Source organism: Shewanella putrefaciens, assembly GCF_016406305.1.
Lineage (GTDB): Bacteria > Pseudomonadota > Gammaproteobacteria > Enterobacterales > Shewanellaceae > Shewanella > Shewanella putrefaciens_C.
The window spans coordinates 2,547,896-2,568,741 of sequence record NZ_CP066369.1 but is presented as its reverse complement, the minus strand read 5'-3'; the positions used below and the strand labels follow the sequence as shown (position 1 = coordinate 2,568,741).

Sequence of the window (20,846 nt, the reverse complement as noted above, 5' to 3'; positions counted from 1 at the left end):
CATGATTAGCTTGGTTTTTTAGATATGAAAATGGCTGCAATTGCAGCCATTTTTCTTATCTTTCGCCAACAAAAAAACCCGGCCTTGCCGGGTTTTTAACTATATGAGGCTATATCAGCGTGCGCGGAAGACAATACGACCTTTGGTCAGATCATAGGGAGTCAGCTGGACAGTTACTTTGTCACCAGTGAGGATCCGGATGTAGTTTTTGCGCATTTTGCCTGAAATGTGGGCTATCACCACATGACCATTTTCAAGCTCTACACGAAACATTGTGTTTGGCAAGGTTTCAAGGATAGTGCCTTGCATTTCAATGTTGTCTTCTTTCGCCATTAATTAATTATCCCATTAGCCTTCGAATATAAAAAACGGGCGTATCATGCCCCAAATTCCCCCTGCTGTAAAGGGGAAGTGCTTAGCAAACTTGGCAATACTCCCAACCCTGGGGAGTTAAAATTTGATAAGGGCGATATAAACGCTTGTAGGACATTTTACGGTTTGCATCTATTTGATATCCGAGATAAAGGAATTCTTTGCCCTGCAATTTGGCTAAGCGGCACTGGATCAAAATCAGTAGTGCGCCGAGGGAGCGATGTTCTTCATCGGGATCAAAATAGCTGTAAATGGCCGATAGGCTATTGGGTAGTGTGTCTGTTACTGCAACGGCTAAAAGTTTGTCGCCATCGTAGACTTCAATAAAAGTGGGGGGTAACCAGTGGCAAAATAAAAACTGCTCATATTGCTCTTGGCTTGGCGGATACATAGGGCCGTCAAAGTGCCGCTGCTGAATATAACGCTCGTAGAGGGCGTATTGTGCATCCGTATGGCTTGAGGTGACACGCCAAGTGAGATCGCGATTCTGAGCTAAGGTGCGCTTTTGTCTCTTAGAAACGCTAAATTCCCTGACCGGCAAACGGATCGGTTGGCAGGCGTTACATCGAGGACAACGGGGTTTATAAATGGCACTGCCGCTGCGGCGAAAACCTATGGCGAGTAAACGCTCGAATAAAATCGGATCGAGCGTTTCCTCTTGGATCACCAATAATTGTTCCTGCTGACCATCGAGGTAACTGCAGGGGAAAATCTGACTGATCCCAATCGCAATGGGGGTTTTAGTGGCGTTAGAGTTCAAGATTGACCTCTCTTGGGATCCAAGCCTCTGGATTGACGTCTTTATCTCTCAATTGTGCCAGTAATGCCATAAAATCGGCACGTTTAATCGCTTGCGCCCCTAAACTGGCTAAATGTGGATTCATGACCTGTGCATCAATTAACTTAAAGCCCATCTGCAATAGATGTTGTTGCAATGCGGCGATAGCAGCCTTAGAGGCATTGGTTTCACGGTGAAACATAGACTCGCCACAAAATACTTGGCCTATGGCTAACCCATAGAGGCCGCCGATTAAGCGTTCACCCTGCCAAACTTCGATAGAATGGGCGTGGCCATTATGGTGAAGCTCGCGGTACGCCATTTGGATTTCATGGGTTATCCAAGTGCCAGCTTGTTTCTGTCTTGGTTGGGCACAACCAGCCATCACGTCGGTAAAGGCATGGTTTACCGTAATGCGCCAGGGCTGTTTTTTGAGAAACTTACGCAAACTCGTGCTGAGATGGACTTGGCTGGGAATAAAAATGGCGCGGGGATCGGGTGACCACCACAGAATGGGATCTTCGGCGTTAAACCATGGAAAAATCCCGTTATAGTATGCCGTCAGTAAGCGTTCTGGGCGTAAGTCTCCCCCTATCGCCAGTAATCCATTGGGATCAGTAAGGGCGAGTTCGGGTGAAGGAAAAGCTTCAAATTCGTGATTCAGAAAAGACAGTGACTTCACAATTGCGTATGATTCAGTAATAAACCCTTATATTAAGTTAGCGGAAATTCAGATATGTGGAAACCTACTCTAGCGAGCTTTATGTTTATTTGTGCTTTTTTCATCGCACCACTGCATGCGGGTTATGATCGCAATCAAGCCGTGCCGGTGGAGAAAGTGCTCTACGGCGATATCAGTTCGGTACGTAATATCACCGAAACCCAGCTTATCGAAGACAGAAACCAAGGCTGGAAAACCTTCGGAGGAGCCTTAGTGGGCGGTGTGATTGGCCATCAATTTGGTGGTGGCTCGGGCCAAGACGTTGCCACAGTGCTCGGCGCCTTACTTGGTGCCGGTGTGGGGAATCATTATGGCAGTGGGACGACAACACAATCCTTAAAGCTAGTAGAATTGTTGATTAATCAAGAGGATGGCACTCAAGTCATGGTGATCCAAGATTATGATCCCGGAATGGTATTTAATGCCGGTGATAGGGTGCGGGTTGTGTATCTTCAAGGTGGCGTGCGTATTGACTTAGCCATGTAAGCCAGCAAGATGGACTCATTTACATAAAAAATTAAACGGTGATTGAATGACACGGACAGAACTAGCCCAATATTTAGCCGATTTTTTACATATGTCGGCCTTTAAAGATTATGCACCCAATGGCTTACAGGTCGAAGGCAAGGATGATATTCGCACTATTGTCACTGGGGTGACGGCTTGCCAAGCCTTAATTGATGAGGCTGTCCGCTTAAATGCCGATGCGATTTTGGTCCACCATGGTTTTTTTTGGAAGAATGAACCCGAGGTCATCACTGGGATGAAACAGCGTCGCATTAAGGCGCTGCTGAGCCATGATATTAGCTTGTTTGGCTATCATTTACCCTTAGATGCCCACCCTATGCTCGGCAATAACGCGACCTTGGCAAGACAACTTGGGATTGTCGATGCGGAACCCATAGAAGAGCTGGCTCAGGGCCTGCTGTGGCGTGGCAAACTCGATCTTCCTGTCAGTGCCAGCGATTTTGCCAGCACCCTTGAGAAGGCGTTAGGCAGAGCCCCATTGCATATAGGTGAAAGTGAGGCTCAGATCCAGCATTTAGCTTGGTGCACAGGCGGGGCGCAGGATTATATCGATATGGCGGCAAGTTTGGGCGTGGATGCCTTTATCAGTGGTGAAGTGTCCGAGCGCACCTTCCACAGCGCGGTGGAGCAGGGCATACATTATTATGCCGCGGGTCACCATGCGACTGAGCGTTTCGGCATTGAAGCCCTAGGTCGTCATCTCGCCCGTGAGTTTAACTTAGTGCATCATTTTGTGAATATCAGTAATCCGGTATAGCCATTCTTAAGGCGGCTTATGATGACCCTATTGCCGCTTTAGCCATAAATAAAAGGCGAGCATGGCTCGCCTTGTTATTGTCATCCCAAAACCAGCTCCTCTGTTGAGCTCAATAACTGCTCCTAAATTATTGATCCTAATGATTGATCCTAAATAATGCGGCAGATTAGCCGCAATTAGATCAGCCCCAAAGTGGACAGGATAAAAATACCTAAGGTGCAGGTGAGCAGCGAGCAAACGGTGGTCAGTGCGATAATATTGGCCGCAAGGGTGGCGTTACCTCCCATGGCGCGTGCCATTACATAGCTTGCGGCAGCGGTGGGCGCAGAACTCATTAAAAATACCAACGCTAATTCAATCCCTCGATAACCCAATAACAAGGCGCCTCCTGTGATAAACAGCGGGGCCAATATCAATTTCAATGCGGTCGAAAACCAAGTTGAATGTTTTTCATGTTTGAGTGAACCAATATCCAGCGAACCGCCGGTGCACAGTAGTGCTAATGGCAGGGTCATATTGGCAAAGTATTGGCCCGCATCGAGCACCATTTTCGGCACTGGAATGGAGAGGAAATAGAACAGCATGCCGAGCATAATGGCAATGATCAGCGGATTTTTAGTGATGGTTTTCACCATTACGCTAAATGCGCTGCGACTCGACTCTTCCCCCCTTGGGCTTAGGCAAATCACCGCTTGAATATTGTAGAGCAGCGTCATCGAGGCCACATAAACTGCGGCTAAGGCAACCCCTGATTCGCCGTAGGCGTTAGAGACATAGGCTAAGCCGATAATGGCTGTATTGGCCCTAAATCCCCCTTGAATGATCACCCCTTGATCTTTGCCGTCAGGAAATAGCCGCTGGGTTGCATAGGTGGAAAGTATAAAAAACAGCAGGTTGGCTATTAAGCCATAGCCAATCAAGGGGGCGCTGGCGGCGAGATCGTGATTTGAGCTGATGATGCTGAGAAACAGTAGCGCGGGCAGTGTGACGTTAAAAACGAGTTTTGATGCGATATCAATAAAGTTTTCGTTGATGACTTGGGCGCGTTTTAGGAGCACCCCGAGGGCTAACATCAAACAGATAGGACCCGTTATTGAGGCAGAAAACAACAACTGCTCAATGATATTTCCCATAACTTCTCCCCAATGGATGCACTTTAAAGCGTGCCAGTTTTAGACTTAGCACCATAAATTAGGGCCGCATTGAATGCGGCCCTAATGACTTGTCGAACAGAGTCCAACGGATTACAGATTACTTAACCCGCATACCAGGCTGTGCGCCTTCATGGGGTTCTAAAATCCACAAATCGCTACCACCAGGGCCTGCGGCCAGTACCATGCCCTCTGACATGCCAAAACGCATCTTACGGGGTGCAAGGTTGGCCACCATCACAGTCAGCTTGCCTTCCAGATCTTCTGGCGAGTAGGCCGATTTGATCCCCGCAAATACCTGACGGGTTTCGCCGCCGATATCCAATTGCAGCTTTAGCAATTTATCGGCTTCGGCCACATGCTCGGCCTTGACGATGCGAGCGATACGCAGATCGATTTTTGCGAAATCATCAAAGTTAATGGTTTCACTGATAGGATCGGTCGCTAATGGGCCTTTAGGTGCTTCTGGCTCGGTTGTGGCTTGCAGGTTTTCCTTAGAGTCGGCCACCATAGCTTCAACTTTGTCTAACTCAACACGTTGCATCATGGCTTTAAATGGCGCGATTTCATGGCCAGCCATATCTTGGCTCAAGGCAGCCCAAGTGAGTGGCTGTTGGAAGAAGGCTTCCACATCCTGGGCTAAACGTGGCAATACAGGTTTTAAGTAGGTCACCAAAATACGGAACAGATTCAAGGCGTTTGAACACACTTGATGGGCCGCTTCCTGTTGATCATCCTGCTTCACCATTTGCCAAGGCGCAGCATCGGCGACAAAGCCGTTGGCGATATCCGCTAGCGCCATGATTTCACGCATCGCTTTACCGTATTCGCGGGTTTCATAGAACTCGGCGATTTGCTCTTGTTTGGCTAAAAACGCCTCTGTCAGCGTGGTATCCGCAATTTTCGCGAGTTTACCGTCGAAACGCTTAGTGATAAAACCTGCGGTGCGAGAAGCGAGGTTGACTAATTTACCGACTAAGTCTGAGTTCACGCGCTGGGCGAAATCTTCAAGATTAAGGTCTAAATCGTCGATACGGCTGCTGAGTTTGGCGGCGTAGTAGTAACGTAAATATTCAGGATCTAAATGATCTAAATAGGTACGTGCCTTGATGAACGTGCCTTTGGATTTTGACATCTTAGCGCCGTTGACCGTCACATAACCGTGGGCATAGACGCTGTTTGGCTGGCGATAACCTGAGCCGTGCAGCATCGCAGGCCAGAACAGGCTGTGGAAGTAGACAATGTCTTTACCGATAAAGTGGTAAACCTCGGCTTTAGAATCTTTTGCCCAGAATTCGTCGAAGCTCAGTTCAGGACGCTTATCGCAAAGATTTTTAAATGAACCCATATAACCGATGGGCGCATCTAACCACACGTAGAAATACTTGCCCGGCGCATCGGGGATTTCAAACCCAAAGTAAGGTGCATCACGGGTGATATCCCACTGCTGCAGGCCTTGCTCGAACCATTCGTCGAGTTTGTTAGCCATTTCGACTTGCAGGGCGCCCGAGCGAGTCCACTCTTTTAACATACCTTCAAAGGCAGGTAGGTCGAAGAAGAAGTGCTCAGTGTCTTTCATCACTGGGGTTGCGCCAGAGACCGCAGATTTGGGGTTAATCAGCTCAGTTGGGCTGTAAGTCGCGCCGCAGGCATCACAGTTATCACCATATTGATCGGGCGATTTACACTTAGGGCAGGTGCCTTTTACGAAACGATCGGGCAGGAACATCGACTTTTCAGGATCGAATAACTGAGAAATGCTCTTGCTCTTGATATAGCCATTCGCCCGCAGTTTTAAGTAAATATCACTCGCCAGCACGCGGTTTTCTTCACTGTGGGTGCTGTGATAGTTATCGAAGGCGATATTAAAGTCAGCGAAATCCTGCTGATGCTCTTTGTTCACTTGGGCGATCATCTCTTCAGGCGCCATACCTAATTGCTGCGCCTTGAGCATGATCGGTGTGCCGTGGGCGTCATCGGCACAAATGTAGTGGCACTCATGTCCACGAAGTTTTTGATAACGCGACCAGATATCTGTCTGTATGTATTCCAGCATATGACCTAAATGGATCGGTCCGTTCGCGTAGGGAAGTGCGCTGGTCACGAGAATTTTACGTTGTGAAGTTGCCATCTTGTCTCAAATATCGTGGTGGGCCAAAAATATTGGTAGAGATACTAACCGATTACAGGATGATTTTCATCAAAACCTGAGTCAATTGAGCTAAATCTGCGCTAATGTTTTTGTCATTATCTGGTACACTTGGGCAAATTTATTGGTGGGGGTAATGCTTTTGTCTTCAACTCAAACTGATTATCGTTTAAATGACGATCTTCTCGGGCCTGTTCTGGCTATTCTCGATGCTTATATCGACCCGTATTTAAGTAAAGGATTAGTGAGCGCAGGATGCGTGAATAAATTAGCGATAGAAGGTAAGCGGTTACAGCTTGGTTTAGTCTATCCATATCCTTGTATGACCCAGTATCGCGATACTGTGATGGCACTGACCAACAAGTTAGCGGTACTCGATGCTATCGATGAAGTCGAATGTGAAATCGATTTTCAACCTAAGGTGTATTCCGCCATTGCCTCCATCGCACCGATTGCCAATGTGAAGCAAGTGATTGCCGTCGCGTCCGGTAAGGGCGGCGTGGGTAAATCAACCACAGCGGTCAACCTCGCCTTAGCACTGGCTGCTGAAGGCGCACAGGTAGGCATTTTAGATGCCGATATTTATGGCCCGTCTGTTCCCTTAATGTTGGGTATCCCCAATTTCAGACCCGTTTCCCCCGATGGTAAGCATATGACAGCCGCCAGTGCCCATGGCATTGCCGCGCAGTCGATAGGCTTTATGTTAAGTGGCGATGAAGCGGCCGTGTGGCGTGGTCCTATGGCGGCGGGTGCGTTAGCGCAATTACTCAATGAAACCCAATGGCCTGAGCTGGATTATTTAGTCGTCGATATGCCACCGGGCACTGGGGATATTCAATTAACCCTGTCGCAAAAAGTGCCGGTGAGTGGCGCTGTGATTGTGACTACTCCGCAGGATATCGCCCTGGCCGATGCCAAGAAAGGTATCACTATGTTCCAGAAAGTGAACATTCCTGTGCTGGGCATCGTCGAGAACATGAGTTTCCATTTATGCCCAGAGTGTGGTCATAAAGAGCACCCTTTTGGTACCCACGGTGGCAGTAAAATGGCCGAGCGTTATCAAGTACCACTATTAGGCGCCTTGCCGCTGCATATCAATATCCGTGAAGCCATGGATGTCGGTGCACCGACAGTGGTAGCCGACCCCGACAGTGAAGTCGCGGCGCTTTACCGGGAAATCGCCCGTAAAGTGGGCGCCGAATTGGCACTTAAGCAGAGCCAAAAATCAGTTTCTATTAGCATATCAGATGATGAGTAAGGTTTAAGGGTATGAATTCTCAGCAGTGTGTCATTATTGCAATTGCTGGCGCGTCAGCATCGGGCAAAAGTTTAATTGCCAAAACGATTTTTGACGAATTACGCCGCGATTTAGGCACAGATCAAATAGGGGTAATTAATGAAGACGCGTACTACCGCGATCAGAGTCATTTATCCATGGATGAGAGGGTATTAACCAATTACGATCATCCAAAAGCGTTAGACCATCAACTGCTATGCACACATTTACAGTTGCTTAAGTCTGGCGAAGCTGTTGATATCCCTTGTTATAGCTATACCGAACATACTCGTACGGCTGAAACAGTAACCATGACACCGAAAAAAGTGATCATTTTAGAGGGCATTCTGCTGCTGACCGATCCTAAATTGCGCGCCTTGATGGATGCCAGTGTATTTATGGACACGCCGCTGGATATTTGTTTCCTACGTCGTTTAACCCGTGATGTGGCTGAGCGCGGCCGTACGATGGAATCGGTGATCTCACAGTACAAGAAAACCGTGCGTCCTATGTTCCTGCAATTTATTGAACCTTCAAAACAATACGCTGATATTATCGTACCGCGCGGCGGCAAAAACCGTATCGCGACCGATATTTTAAAGACTCGTATTCAACATCTACTGGCAAAATAACGACATAAAAACTCAGGGAGTAATAGGTAAGATGCGCTTAACCGATATCGAAATTGAACAGGCCCTTGATAACGGCACTATCGTTATAGAACCTCGCCCAAGCACAGATGCGATTTCTGGCGTCAGTGTGGATGTGCGCTTAGGTGGGCAATTTCGCGTCTTTAAGGATCATACCGCGCCTTTTATTGACTTGAGTGGTCCGAGTGTTGAAGTGCAGGCGGCGCTCGATCGGGTGATGAGTGAAATTATCGAAATCCCCGACGGCGAAGCCTTCTTCTTACATCCGGGTGAGCTGGCGTTAGCCGTGACCTATGAGAGTGTAACCTTGCCCGCCGATATCGTCGGTTGGCTCGATGGCCGCTCATCACTGGCTCGTTTAGGTTTAATGGTGCACGTGACGGCGCACCGTATCGATCCGGGTTGGCAGGGTAAAATTGTGCTCGAGTTTTACAACAGCGGCAAATTACCTTTGGCGCTGCGTCCACGGATGACCATAGGTGCGCTCAACTTTGAACGTTTAAATCATGCGGTTGCACGCCCCTATAACACCCGCAAGAGTGCCAAATACAAAGATCAGCAAGAAGCGGTGGCTAGCCGTATCAGTCAGGACTAATCCTTGATTTGGGTTAATGGGGTATCACAGGCAAGCATTGCGCCTATGGACAGGGGACTTGCCTATGGTGATGGCCTATTTGCAACCATGCGAACGGGTGTGGATGGTATTTTGTTTTTTGAGTCCCACCAAGCGAGATTAACCGCGGGTGCCGCTAGGCTAGGGTTTGACTGGCAAATGAGTCCAGCCCTTGCCGAGCAGCTCATTACTTTAGCCGAGCAGTATCCACACCACTGCATCAAATTGTTAATCACTCGGGGAGTGGGTGGCAGAGGCTATGCGCCGCCAGAGCAGGTTTTGGCGACCGAAGTTGTTTCAGTTCATCCCATTCCAGCCCATTATGCCGTTTGGCAAGAGCAGGGCATTCATCTTAAAACCTCCCCAGTGCGTTTAGGTCACCAGCCTTTGCTGGCGGGGATAAAACACCTTAATCGCCTCGAGCAAGTGTTGATCAGATCCCAGCCGTTGCCCGAGGGCTTTGAGGATTGGTTGGTGCTCGATTGTATGGGGAAGGTGATTGAGTCATCAATGGCTAACATCTTCTTTATTAAGGGTAACCAGGTAGTCACGCCGTCACTTGAACTCTGCGGTGTTGCGGGTGTGATGCGTGAGCAAGTTATGCTAGCCTTACTGGCACAGCAGATGAATATCGATTGTTTGCCCTTTGACGCCGAGCAGTTAGTGGAGTTTGACTCGGCGTTTATTACTAACAGCGTTTTAGGAGTCGTGGATGTGCTAGCGATTGATACGCACACATTTACCCGAGCTCCCATTACCGCGCACCTTAGACAAACACTTTCACTCACACTATGAAAAAACTCATTCTAATCGCCAGTTCAACCCTGTTGACCTTGCTCACCTTAGCTTGCTTGGCTGGCTATTGGGGCTATCAAACTATTATCGATTACAGCCAAACCCCACTGGGCTTAACTGAACCCAAAGAACTTACCATCGCCCGTGGCACGAGCGTGAATCAGTTGGCCTCACAATTGGAAGCCGAGGGAGTGATCCAGGCAACATGGAAACTCAAGTGGTTACTCAAGTTTCGCCCTGAACTGGCAAAAATCCGCACCGGTCTGTATGAGATGGCGCCATCACAGACTATTGTCGATTTACTCAATGATTTAGTTGCAGGTAAGGTTAAAACCTTTAGCCTGACCTTGGTCGAAGGTAAAACTATTGCAGAGTGGGAACAACAACTCGCGAGCGCCCCACACCTACAATTAACCCCTGAGGTTTTCAGTGCCGTATTGATGGAGCAGGGTGATGACTCGGCACTGCCTGAGGGTAAGTTTTTCCCCGATACCTACCATTACACCGCCGATAGTGATGCCAAGGTGATGCTAACCCAAAGTTATAAAATGATGGAGCAGGAGCTGGCCAAAGCCTGGGCGGAGCGTGTACCCGGTTTACCGTTAAAATCGTCCTACGAAATGCTGATCTTGGCTTCGATTGTCGAAAAGGAAACCGGCCAAGCCTTTGAACGGGATCAAATCGCCGGTGTTTTTATCAATCGACTGAATTTGGGTATGAAGCTGCAGACGGATCCCACAGTCATTTACGGCATGGGAGACAGATTTAAAGGCAATATCACCCGCAAGGATTTAGTCGAAGATACGCCCTTTAACACCTATCGTATTTTCGGTTTGCCGCCAACGCCGATTGCCGCACCGAGCAAGGCTTCATTACAGGCGGTATCTAAACCCGCTAAGGTGAGTTATTTGTATTTTGTGTCGCGCAACGATGGCACTCATGTGTTTTCGAGCACCTTGGAAGAGCATAACCGCGCCGTCGATATTTATCAGAGAAAGAAAAAATGACCCAAGCATCCGCCAAATTTATTGTTGTTGAAGGACTGGAAGGCGCTGGCAAATCGAGTGCGATTGCCCTTATTCGTGATTTTATCGAGAAGCACACTGGCCTTGCCCCTGTGTGTACCCGCGAGCCGGGTGGCACGCCGTTGGCCGAGCGTATCCGTGATTTAGTTAAAATTGCCGATCCAAACGATCCCCTGTGTGATGAGTCTGAATGCCTGCTTATTTACGCCGCCAGAGCCCAGTTGGTCGCCAATGTGATTAAACCTGCCTTAGCAGAGGGAAAGTGGGTACTGGGGGATAGGCACAATTTGTCATCCTTAGCCTATCAAGGTGGTGGACGTGGTCTGATGCCCTTAGTCGAAGCCGTCAGCAATGCGACCCTCAAAGGTTTTAAACCCGATTTAACTCTCTATCTCGACCTTGACCCAAAGCTTGGGCTTATGCGTGCGGCAAAGCGGGGAGAACTTGACAGAATCGAGCAACAAGCGATTGATTTTTTTGAGAGGGCTCGGGCAACCTACCTTAGACTTGCCAATGAAGATGATAGCATCATGGTTATCGATGCCAGTCAAACTATGGCCGAGGTGCATAAGGATATCTTGGCCGTGTTACAGGCAATGGCATGGTAGCCAATAACGGCTTTGATGTGTTAACCCTGCCTTGGCTCGATATGCCAAGGCAGGCCTTTTTAACCCAGTTACAATCTCACCAAATACCACATGCTCAGTTGGTGGGGATAGATTCTGCCTATGGTGGGGAATTACTGAGTGTGTTTATGGCCCGCACCGCCATGTGCCTGCAACCTAAGGCGGTGGGAGCCTGTGGTCTATGCAAGTCGTGTCAATTATTCGATGCGGGCAATCACCCGGATTTCTATCAAATCGAAGCCGATGGTAATCAAATCAAAGTCGATCAAATTCGCGAGCTTTGTACGCGGCTCACTTCGACGGCGCAGCAAAGCGGTCGGCGTGTTGCGCTTATTCATCACAGTGAACGGCTAAATTCCGCCGCCGCGAACGCCTTACTTAAAACCCTCGAAGAGCCTGGCAAAGAAACACTGCTCATACTGCAGTCGGACACTCCGGCCCGTTTGATGGCGACGATCAGCAGTCGCTGCCAGCGACTTCCCTTTGTGGCGCCGTCTAAGGCTTTGATCAAAAACTGGTTAATGCAGCAATGTCAGATCCAAGAGGATGTGACTTGGTGTTTAAGTGTGGTGGGCGGCCCGTTAACATTAGCCAAGAGTTTAGTTGCTGAGGGCACACAACCGAGCCGTTATCAGGTTTTGCTGCAATTTCGCAAAGATTGGGCGCAAAGTTTGTCGTCCGGCCATCTGTGTGCTAGTTTGTTAACCATTAGTGAACTACAAATAATTGATGCACTTAAGGTTTTATACCTGCTTTTACGACAAATTTTATTGAAGAACAGCCACCAAGATGCGTTTATCCAAGCGCAAATAGGGAATTTGGCGGCAAAGATCATGGGAATGTGTCATAACTTAAGTACAATGCCGACCGTCAATTATTTGGGCTTGTGTCAAAGTTATGTCTTAGAATATAAAGAAATAACAAATAAGTAGCACGCCATGGTAGATCTCGTCGTTAATTTTGATACGTTACATCAGCTATACCGCGCCTATATGCCCTTTATTAAGCCCGCGGGTTTGTTTGTCACAACCAGCGAGAGCCACTATCTAGGTCAACCCCTGACCATTGCCTATCGTTTGCCTGGAGCGACTAGCACCAATGAATTTCGAGGTGTTGTAGTTTGGATCAATCCTTTAGGGGCTTCGGGTGGCCGCCCCGTTGGGATAGGCATTAAAATCCTTTCTGAGCCCGATAGCCATAAACACCATATCGAGAAGCTACTTTCCCGCGAGCTTGCTTCCGGCGATTTAACCTGCACTATGTAGCTTTGGGGAGCGTTAGGGCGCTAGGCATTTGACCTCGATCCCTTGGCTGGGTATCCTTGTCGTCCTTTTGTTTCTCTGCTTGGAAATTGCTGTGCTTATTGATTCACACTGCCATCTCGATCGCTTGAAAGCGGCGCCCGATCAACAAACCCTCGAACAGATCCTTGCCAATGCTAAGGCCCGTGGCGTTGACTATATGTTATGTGTAAATGTACGCCAGCAAGGGTTTGAATCCATGCGTGATAAGGTCGCTGCCTTTGAGCAGGTCTTTTTATCATCGGGAGTGCACCCATTAGACGTTAAAGAAGGTCTGGATATTGACCAAATTCGCCGTTTTGCAACCGATGCAAGAGTGGTCGCTATTGGGGAAACGGGCCTAGATTATTTTTATGCCGATGAAACGAAACAGCTGCAACAACAATGTTTTGAGCAGCAAATTGCCCTCGCGGTCGAAGTGAATAAACCTTTGATTGTCCATACCCGTGATGCACGTGAAGATACCATCAATATGCTCAAGCAGGGCGGTGCGGATAAGGTGGGCGGTGTACTGCATTGCTTTACTGAAAACTGGGAGATGGCGAAAGCAGCCATTGACCTTGGTTTTTACATCTCAGTCTCAGGGATTGTGACCTTTAAAAACGCCGGTGAGCTGCGGACCGTGATCCGTAAGGTACCTAAGGATCGATTGTTGGTTGAAACGGATTCGCCTTATTTAGCGCCTATTCCCCACCGTGGGCAAGAAAACCAACCCGCCTATGTCAGGGATGTGGCCGAGTTTGTGGCCGAGCTGAGAGGTGAACCTTACGAAGCGCTTGCCGAATATACTAGCAACAACTTCTTTAACTTATTCAAGGATGCCGCCCGTTTAGTCGGGCGTTAACTTATACCAATCATATTAATAATATAAAGCGGATTTCCCAGCGATAAAAAAAGGCCCAAAACGATTCAGCTGTTTGGGCCTAGGGGAATGGCTCGTTGAAGAGCCGTGCGCTACAGGTGAAAGCGCCATGCAGTGCGCTTTACAATAGACTCAGTGTAGTTGAGCTTTAGCCCTAGAGGCGCTTTCTCCTTCCCCTTTTTTAGGTTATTTATCGCTAAAAAACAGCGCAACTATAACAATTTTATCAATTCGGGCAGCAGTAATACCTTATCTTTCACTAAGTCTCTGGGCAGGTTGTTTTTTAACTTATTGCCTAAATGTTTCGCCATGCCTAAAGGTGCACCGCCATAACAGACGATCACTTCGCCTTGGGCTTTGACTGGCTGATTTAGCGGAATATCCCGGCCCATCAGATACTCTTTTGCTTCGATATCACTCACATCGACCCTGTTTGCCGCTGGGCTGAGCTGTTTTCCCGCTAAGGCAATAATTGCCTCATGGCGGACTTTAAAGCCATGTTTGCTATGATCGGCAAGTTTTATACCTATGCGTTGAAAGCGCATGCGTCCAATAAACGCGTTAAATTCTTTCGGAAACAACCAAAATTCATCGTCCCGCACCATGATAAGGTCATCCGGCAAACTTATGCCTAAATCCAGCTGAAAATAGTCTTTGATCCCTTGGGCTTGTTTCGCTGACGCGGGGACAAAGGGGAAATTTTTCTGCAGTGTAGGCTCTGGCTGTAGGCGTGGTACCGAGGCCGTTTTAGTTAATTTCGCGACAAAGAAACCTTCACTGTCGAAAATTTGTGGCCAGACATGTAAGAAGCCTTCGGGAGTGGTAGCGCGTTCAGCACCCTCAAATAAATCGCTTAGGGAGTCAAACTGCACCGCATCGGGATATTGTTGTTTGAGATACTCGCACACGCCTTGGTTTTCGAGGCGATTTAAGGTGCAAGTGGAATAGACTAAGCTACCACCGGGTTTTAGGGCTAAAAATGCCGATTCGATTAAGGCTTTTTGGGTTTCACTAATGGCCAACACATCGTCTAGGCTCCAATGTTTGAGCGCATCAACGTCTTTACGCACAGTGCCTTCGCCGCCGCAGGGCGCATCGATAAGCACGGCATCGAAACTTTCATACAGGTATTCGCCAAACACTCGGCCATCGAAATGGGTGAGTGCACAGTGGCTCGCACCCATGCGTAGCACGTTGGCATGCAATACTTTCACGCGGCTCGCCGAATACTCATTGGCGACAAGCAGGCCTCGATTGTGCATTAACGCGGCTATTTGCGTGGTTTTAGAACCGGGAGCAGAGGCGAGATCGAGCACGCATTGCCACTCTGCACTAGGAGTAAAAAGTGCGGTCGGTGGCAACATAGAGCTGGCTTCTTGGATGTAGAATAGGCCCTGAATGTGTTCTAGGGCATTGCCGAGTTGCTCTTCTTCATCGTAACTGATCCAAAAGCCATCTTGGCACCAGGGAATGGGATCGAACGTCCAGCCCTTAGGTTGCATCAGCGTCTTAAAGTCGTCGCTGCTGATTTTTAAGGTATTGACTCGAATTGAGCGTCTAAGCGGCCGGGCACAGGCGGCGACAAATTCGTCCATCGATAAATGGCTGGGGAGTTCTTGGGTGATGGTATTGATAAAATTTTGATTTAATTGAACCATTGATTTCGTTGGACCATAGGAAAATAGACTGTGTATCAATTGGCGCGAGTATATCATAATCCCTTATTGGGTCTGAGATTTTATCCCCAGTGCCCAAGCCGTTAAGAATTGTAGCCCACTGTATAGGGCGAGGTAGCATAGTTAGGATAGTGATTTAGCCGTCAGTGGTCATGGGCTAATAGAATAAAAACAAATAAAAATAAGGGGATGTGTGTGCTAAATCGCGTGTGGTTAGCTTTCTTTATCACGGCATTGCTCGCAATAGCGGTGCAACTGTTCCATGGGCACGTTGAAGTGTTATCCATCTCGGTGGAGGCGTTGTTTAGCAGTGCTAAGCTTGCCGCTGAAATCTCCCTTGGACTGATTGGCGTACTTTCCCTGTGGATGGGATTGATGCGGGTGGGGGAAAAGGCGGGGGTAGTTGGTGCTATCGCTTTTGTGTTTGAGCCATTGCTGCGCCGCTTGATGCCTGAAGTGCCTAAGGGGCATCCGGCCTTTGGCAGTATGACCATGAATTTAACGGCGAATATTTTTGGCTTAGATAATGCCGCCACGCCGCTGGGGTTAAAAGCGATGCAGGATTTGCAGAGCCTCAATCCAGTGAAAACCGTCGCGACCAATGCCCAAATCTTATTTTTAGTGCTCAATACTTCCTCTGTGACCTTAGTGCCTGTGACGGTATTTCTGTACCGCGCCCAGCAGGGGGCGGCAGCGCCTGCGGATATTTTTCTGCCGATTTTACTGGCGACCTCGGCATCGACATTGGCGGGCTTGCTGGTTGTGGCCTTGGTACAACGGATTTCCTTATTGAACGCTGTTGTGCTCGGTTATGGGGCTTTGATGCTGGCGGGGTTAGTCGCGAGTGGCTTTTATTTAATGACCTTAAGTGCCGAGGCGATTGGCACTGTGTCGACAGCCATGGGCAATGGAGTATTACTCTTACTCGTATTTGCCTTTGTGCTGGTGGCGGGTATTCGTAAGGTCGCGGTTTATGACGAGTTTATCGAAGGCGCCAAGGCGGGATTTGCCCAATCCATCCAGCTTATTCCCTATCTGCTCGCCATGCTATTGGCGATTGGATTGCTGCGCGCATCCGGCGCCTTGGATTATCTGTTGCAGCTCATTGCCAGCGGTGTGCGTTTAATGGGATTTGACACTCGTTTTGTCGATGCAATGCCGACCGCATTGATGAAGCCTTTCAGTGGTTCGGGTGCAAGGGCCATGATGCTCGAAACCATGGAGCACCATGGTGTGGATTCCTTTGCGGGGCGTTTAGCGGCGATTTTTCAGGGCAGCACAGAAACCACATTTTATGTGTTAGCCGTGTATTTTGGCTCAGTGGGAATACGCCATGGTCGCCATGCCTTGGCCTGTGGTTTAACCGCCGATGTCGCCGGGATCAGCGCCGCGATTGCAGTTTGCTACTGGTTTTATGGCTAGATGATTGGTGTGAAAATATCCGCGGTATATAAAATCAGGCACATAATGCGCCTGATTTTTATGTGTTAAGTTCGGACTGATTACTGGGCTGGTGCCCATTCTTGCCATTCATTTTCGGCTTTGTGTTGTAATCTAAATACCGTTCCCGTCACTAAACGGTTATCGTCTTGGGTCGTGTCCTTCGTCGCCACATTGATGCCGCCCGCGAGTAAGGTTTCCAGCGAGCCAGTTTCAATTTGTGCACCCGAGAAGAGGCCCACATCCACTTTAATCCCTGAAGCATCCCAGAACTGACTGCTTTGATTCACTAAGTGACTGTACTGCGGCTCGATATGAGCCTGCATCAACACACTATTGCCTTGAGTTGATAGACCATAACCGTCGATTTGGCCGACTTTAATGCCGCGGAAAAAAATGGGGCTACCTATCTTCATTGAGCCTAAATTCGTATCTTCTAAGGTAAATTTAAGTGCATTTTCTGGAACATTGGCATAACTGCCCTCGACCATATTGGCAGTAAACTGGGTTGTTTTTTGCCCATTTTTACCTGGCAATACGCTAATGTAGGGACCGGTGATTAAGGTTTCTGGCGCTTTGATACCCGCGAGTGAGATCTGCGCTTCCACCACATAATACTCACAATCGCTGCGACTAAAATGCTCGGCATATTCGCCATAAAGGTAAGCGGTGGCGGTTAAAGTATTCAAATCTGTGTTTAATTTAACCTGTGAGACTTCACCCACTTGATGGCCTTGATAGCGAATGGCGGCCTTTGCTGCCAGTTTAGCCGAGGCGGGTAGGGTGAGACGAATAGCCTGTGCCTGTGCTAATGCGAGTTGTTGATTCTCGTACAGCTTGAGTGCAGCAGTATTTGGCTCTGCGGTGGTTTTATCGAGCAGCCCTAAGCTGATGCTGCCTTTTAATGCACCTTGCAGAGGGGCTAAGGCGACATCTATGCCAGCAAGACTGGCGCTGATATCAAGGGCACTGTTACGCCAAAACACCTTAGGTTTTTGCAGCAGAGGTTGAAACTGCTTATCAATGGCCAGTTTAATGGCAAAGTCTTCACTCTTACTTTGCCAGCTCACGGATTCTACGGTACCAATTTGCATCTTCTTATAGTAAATCGGTGAGCCTTGACTCACATCGGCGCCATCCTGACTTATCAGCGTTAAGTACACGCGATGTTGGCGCTCAAAATATGCGTTGGCGGCTTCAATTGAACTAAAGAGCGAAAGAGGAGTATTTCCCGCGAGCGGCGTCTTATTGTTACCAGGGATCAGACTAATGGCTCCCTTTGTTAGCGTGGCAAGATCCCTTGTCTTGACCGAAACGCCCTCGAGGGAGGCATCGATACTCAGGGCCGACTCGGGAACGAAATAACTGTCACTGCGAACTAAACTGGCAAACTCGGGCTGCAGCTCGAGCCGATACTCCACCGCCGATAGGTCTTGGGTTAAGTTAACCGACAGTACTCGACCAATGGGAAGCTGTTTATACCGTACTTCGGCGCCCGCAGTAACCCCCATGTTTTCAGCGGAACTTAAGGTCAACAGACGCTTTTTAGATTGCATTAAATCCGGTGCACTTGATTGCAGGGCGAAACTTGCTGGTAATGTAGTGCTAGCACTGGTGCCCGGGAGAAAATTAATCACACTGCCAGTGAGTAACCGTTCTGGATTTTTGATCCCGGAGAGGGAAATATCGGCGCCCTCAAGCCAAAATATGCCATCGCTGGTCAATAAATGGGCATATTGGGGCTCGAATTTAGCCACTGCGGTAACGCCATTTTCAGTGAGCTGTTTACTTAAAATACTGCCAATGGTGATACCGCGGTAAACAATGTGAGTGCCATTATTTATTCCATCACCCTGCGCCATGGTCAGGTTGACTTCAACCCCACCTAAGGCGCTGATCTCAGAGTCGAATAATGCAAAATTATCACCATTTTGTGCCGTGGGGGCTTTTTCGTCCGAGCTGAAGCTAACACCGCCAGCCAGAATGGACGCTAAACTTTCTGAGCTGACTTTAACGCCAGACAGGGATGCATCAATCTTCACGCCTGAGACGTTCCAAAAGTGGGAGTTTTTCTTCACTAAACGAGCGTATTGCTCTTGAATAAAGGCACTGATAATGACCCTGGCATTGCCATCTAAACGGTAGCTGACAACGCTCCCAACGGGAATTTGGCGAAAGAAAATCGGCGAACCTACGTCTAGGGAGCCAAGTTTATCCGAGGTCAATTCGACCATCACCCCCTCTGAACCGACCTGCATAGGTGGTGGTTGCCGCTCTGCCTCAAAGAAAGCGGTAGAGTTACCTTTGCCTGGTTGAATGGCGATGTAGTTACCCGAAAACAGTGCATCTAAGCCTTCAACGCCTGTGATACTGGCTTTAGGCGTGACTAACCAAAATAAAGTGTGTTTATTTAAGAAAGGCTTAGCGCGATAATCCATCATCACTTTGACATTGACGCCCTTGAGATCCTCATCGATACCAATATCTTTGACTTTGCCGACGGTTAACCCTTGGTATTTGACTAAGGTTTTACCCACCTCAATTCCAGTAGCGCTCGGAAAATGGATTTGAATTTCAATTCCTGATTCTTTTATGCTCTTTATCCCCAACCATGCGCCGAGGACGAGCGCAACAATGGGAAGTAGCCAAATAGGCGAAAAGAGTTTTTTCTTTACAACTTTTGGCGATTCAATTTGTGTCATCTTGAGGTTCCAATCGATCCCAGAGTAAACGAGTATCTAATACTTTTGCGGCAAGCTGAGTCAGCAAAATAACCAATGCAAATGCCGTCGCCGCGGGGGCGGGTTTGGCATCGAGCAATTGCCCCATATTGACGAGGGCAACAGTGAGTGAAATAACAAATAAATCGAGCATAGACCAACGGCCAATCCACTCAATTACATGAAATCCCACCATTAACTTCTTTTTTGAAATCGGCAGATTAAAACTGATGGCGCACAGATACGTGGCAAGCCCGATGATTTTAACCCAAGGCACTAAAATACTGGCAATAAATACGATAATGGCGATGGGGAGCATGTCGGACTGTACTAAATGGACAATGCCGGAAAAGATGGTGTCGTGACGCACTTGCCCCTGATTTGTCAGCATAGTAATAGGGTACAGGTTGGCTGGGATCAGTAAAATTGCCGCTGTGATGAGTAACGCCCAACTTTTTTGCAAACTGCCATAATCACGGATCTGCAATACAGACTCACAACGTTGACAATGGGTGCTATCACTTGTGTTGAGTTGCCGACAAACGCGGCATAAACACAGACCTAAGTCGATTCCTTGTTGTTTCATACTAACTATGACCATCCAATAGCGTCCACATATGCTCGAGATCGTACTCCCGTTGTAGAAAAAGAGTCACAAGAAATAGCATAGTGAAGCAAAATGTGCCCATTCCAAAATAAATATCCGAAAAATCGGAGAGTTGGAACGACGAAACTAAAAAACTGATGACGTAGATTTCCAGCATAGTCAATTGCGACAGCAGCCCCTGCAGCTTTAATAGTTGTTTTAAACTGCGGCGCCAAAAGGCAATTGAAAGCCCCCATTTTACAATCAATATTTGTGCGAGTATGGACAGGATAAGCAAGCCTGGGCCGATTACGGCCGCCGCGAGCACGGCTAGCCCTACAACCCAGTAGCCCTGATCAAATACGGCGAATGCCCCTTGGAAAACCGTTGTCGTGCGAATGCTACCTAAGAAGTGGATCTCTAAAACGGGCAAAAAATTGGCCGGGAAATAAAAGATCAATGCAGTGACGCACAAGGCTAACATACCGTTGACTGAACAGTATGGAGTGTCATAAAGAGCGGTGCTGCAGCGCGGGCATAGGGCCCTAACCCCAGAAGGTAGGGCTCGTTTTCTAATAGCCAAGTCGCAGGAACGACAGAGGATTACAGAGTTTTCTGCGGTATTTTCATGCATATAAAAATATTAACTTAGCCCCAACATCGCTGCAAATGTGTGAATAGCTGATAAAAGCCAAAGAGTAAGCACCCAAAGCTTAAACACTCAGGCTCAGCTTATAACTAAAACGGCCTAATAATACAGATTAATCAGAACACTTGCATCACAACTTCAATCTATGTCATTCTGCGCACTGTATATAAA

At 48.2% G+C, this 20,846-nt stretch carries 21 protein-coding genes; 12 read left to right on the top strand and 9 right to left on the bottom strand.

Annotated features, from left to right (window positions below):
• Positions 1-114: 114 nt before the first annotated feature.
• From infA to aat, 3 genes are all read right to left on the bottom strand, one after another.
• On the bottom strand, positions 115-333 hold the full coding sequence (gene infA / locus JFT56_RS11120; RefSeq protein WP_006081934.1) for a translation initiation factor IF-1: 219 nt from the start codon (positions 331-333) through the stop codon (positions 115-117).
• Positions 334-415: 82 nt separating this feature from the next.
• Entirely contained in the window at positions 416-1,132 is a 717-nt protein-coding gene (locus JFT56_RS11115; RefSeq protein ID WP_198780169.1) for an arginyltransferase, read from the bottom strand.
• The gene (aat, locus tag JFT56_RS11110; RefSeq protein ID WP_198780168.1) at positions 1,122-1,832 is read right to left on the bottom strand and encodes a leucyl/phenylalanyl-tRNA--protein transferase; all 711 of its coding nucleotides are present in this window, start codon (positions 1,830-1,832) and stop codon (positions 1,122-1,124) included. The genes JFT56_RS11115 and aat overlap by 11 nt, the downstream gene beginning before the upstream one ends.
• A 54-nt stretch (positions 1,833-1,886) precedes the next feature.
• Between aat and JFT56_RS11105 the strand changes: the two genes are divergently transcribed.
• Positions 1,887-2,357 carry a glycine zipper 2TM domain-containing protein gene (locus tag JFT56_RS11105; protein ID WP_198780167.1) on the top strand — a complete coding sequence of 157 codons (471 nt, stop codon included), beginning with the start codon at positions 1,887-1,889 and terminating at the stop codon, positions 2,355-2,357.
• Positions 2,358-2,403: 46 nt separating this feature from the next.
• Positions 2,404-3,156 carry a Nif3-like dinuclear metal center hexameric protein gene (locus JFT56_RS11100; RefSeq protein WP_198780166.1) on the top strand — a complete coding sequence of 251 codons (753 nt, stop codon included), beginning with the start codon at positions 2,404-2,406 and terminating at the stop codon, positions 3,154-3,156.
• 176 nt (positions 3,157-3,332) lie between these two features.
• Here the strand turns inward: JFT56_RS11100 and JFT56_RS11095 are convergent, their stop codons facing one another.
• Positions 3,333-4,289: an AEC family transporter gene (locus tag JFT56_RS11095; protein ID WP_198780165.1), complete on the bottom strand. Its 957-nt coding sequence runs from the start codon at positions 4,287-4,289 to the stop codon at positions 3,333-3,335.
• Positions 4,290-4,407: 118 nt separating this feature from the next.
• Complete coding sequence (gene metG / locus JFT56_RS11090; protein WP_198780164.1) at positions 4,408-6,438, bottom strand: methionine--tRNA ligase; 2,031 nt, start codon at positions 6,436-6,438, stop codon at positions 4,408-4,410.
• A 154-nt stretch (positions 6,439-6,592) separates the two neighbouring features.
• Between metG and apbC the strand changes: the two genes are divergently transcribed.
• The 9 genes from apbC to JFT56_RS11045 all read left to right on the top strand — a co-directional run bounded on the left by apbC (position 6,593) and on the right by JFT56_RS11045 (position 13,586).
• On the top strand, positions 6,593-7,714 hold the full coding sequence (gene apbC, locus JFT56_RS11085) for an iron-sulfur cluster carrier protein ApbC (RefSeq protein WP_420135999.1): 1,122 nt from the start codon (positions 6,593-6,595) through the stop codon (positions 7,712-7,714).
• An 11-nt stretch (positions 7,715-7,725) separates the two neighbouring features.
• Positions 7,726-8,364, top strand: coding sequence for a uridine kinase (gene udk, locus JFT56_RS11080; protein ID WP_007648613.1), 639 nt, complete (start codon positions 7,726-7,728; stop codon positions 8,362-8,364).
• Positions 8,365-8,395: 31 nt separating this feature from the next.
• A complete protein-coding gene (dcd, locus tag JFT56_RS11075) occupies positions 8,396-8,977 on the top strand; it encodes a dCTP deaminase (RefSeq protein ID WP_007648611.1) in 582 nt (193 codons plus the stop codon).
• 3 nt (positions 8,978-8,980) lie between these two features.
• Complete coding sequence (gene pabC / locus JFT56_RS11070) at positions 8,981-9,790, top strand: aminodeoxychorismate lyase (protein WP_198780163.1); 810 nt, start codon at positions 8,981-8,983, stop codon at positions 9,788-9,790.
• Complete coding sequence (gene mltG, locus JFT56_RS11065; RefSeq protein ID WP_198780162.1) at positions 9,787-10,797, top strand: endolytic transglycosylase MltG; 1,011 nt, start codon at positions 9,787-9,789, stop codon at positions 10,795-10,797. The genes pabC and mltG overlap by 4 nt, the downstream gene beginning before the upstream one ends.
• Positions 10,794-11,423: a dTMP kinase gene (tmk, locus tag JFT56_RS11060; RefSeq protein ID WP_198780161.1), complete on the top strand. Its 630-nt coding sequence runs from the start codon at positions 10,794-10,796 to the stop codon at positions 11,421-11,423. Before mltG ends, tmk begins: the two co-directional genes overlap by 4 nt.
• Positions 11,417-12,373 carry a DNA polymerase III subunit delta' gene (gene holB, locus JFT56_RS11055; protein ID WP_198780160.1) on the top strand — a complete coding sequence of 319 codons (957 nt, stop codon included), beginning with the start codon at positions 11,417-11,419 and terminating at the stop codon, positions 12,371-12,373. The genes tmk and holB overlap by 7 nt, the downstream gene beginning before the upstream one ends.
• A 6-nt stretch (positions 12,374-12,379) precedes the next feature.
• Positions 12,380-12,706, top strand: a complete 327-nt coding sequence (locus JFT56_RS11050; protein WP_198780159.1) for a PilZ domain-containing protein — start codon at positions 12,380-12,382, stop codon at positions 12,704-12,706.
• 91 nt (positions 12,707-12,797) lie between these two features.
• Positions 12,798-13,586, top strand: coding sequence for a TatD family hydrolase (locus JFT56_RS11045; RefSeq protein ID WP_198780158.1), 789 nt, complete (start codon positions 12,798-12,800; stop codon positions 13,584-13,586).
• 230 nt (positions 13,587-13,816) lie between these two features.
• Here JFT56_RS11045 and rsmF read toward each other — a convergent pair whose 3' ends face one another.
• Complete coding sequence (gene rsmF / locus JFT56_RS11040; protein ID WP_198780157.1) at positions 13,817-15,262, bottom strand: 16S rRNA (cytosine(1407)-C(5))-methyltransferase RsmF; 1,446 nt, start codon at positions 15,260-15,262, stop codon at positions 13,817-13,819.
• Positions 15,263-15,475: 213 nt separating this feature from the next.
• On the opposite strand from rsmF, the gene JFT56_RS11035 reads away from it, so the two are divergent.
• Positions 15,476-16,702, top strand: coding sequence for a nucleoside recognition domain-containing protein (locus JFT56_RS11035; protein ID WP_198780156.1), 1,227 nt, complete (start codon positions 15,476-15,478; stop codon positions 16,700-16,702).
• A gap of 80 nt (positions 16,703-16,782) precedes the next feature.
• On the opposite strand, the gene JFT56_RS11030 is transcribed toward JFT56_RS11035, so the two are convergent.
• Genes JFT56_RS11030 through JFT56_RS11020 form a run of 3 tightly spaced genes read right to left on the bottom strand, consistent with a single transcriptional unit; the run spans position 16,783 to position 20,660 of the window.
• A complete protein-coding gene (locus tag JFT56_RS11030) occupies positions 16,783-19,422 on the bottom strand; it encodes an MlaD family protein (protein WP_198780155.1) in 2,640 nt (879 codons plus the stop codon).
• Positions 19,409-20,026: a paraquat-inducible protein A gene (locus JFT56_RS11025; protein ID WP_198780154.1), complete on the bottom strand. Its 618-nt coding sequence runs from the start codon at positions 20,024-20,026 to the stop codon at positions 19,409-19,411. The genes JFT56_RS11030 and JFT56_RS11025 overlap by 14 nt, the downstream gene beginning before the upstream one ends.
• A gap of 1 nt (position 20,027) precedes the next feature.
• Complete coding sequence (locus JFT56_RS11020; RefSeq protein ID WP_198780153.1) at positions 20,028-20,660, bottom strand: paraquat-inducible protein A; 633 nt, start codon at positions 20,658-20,660, stop codon at positions 20,028-20,030.
• Positions 20,661-20,846 lie beyond the last annotated feature (186 nt).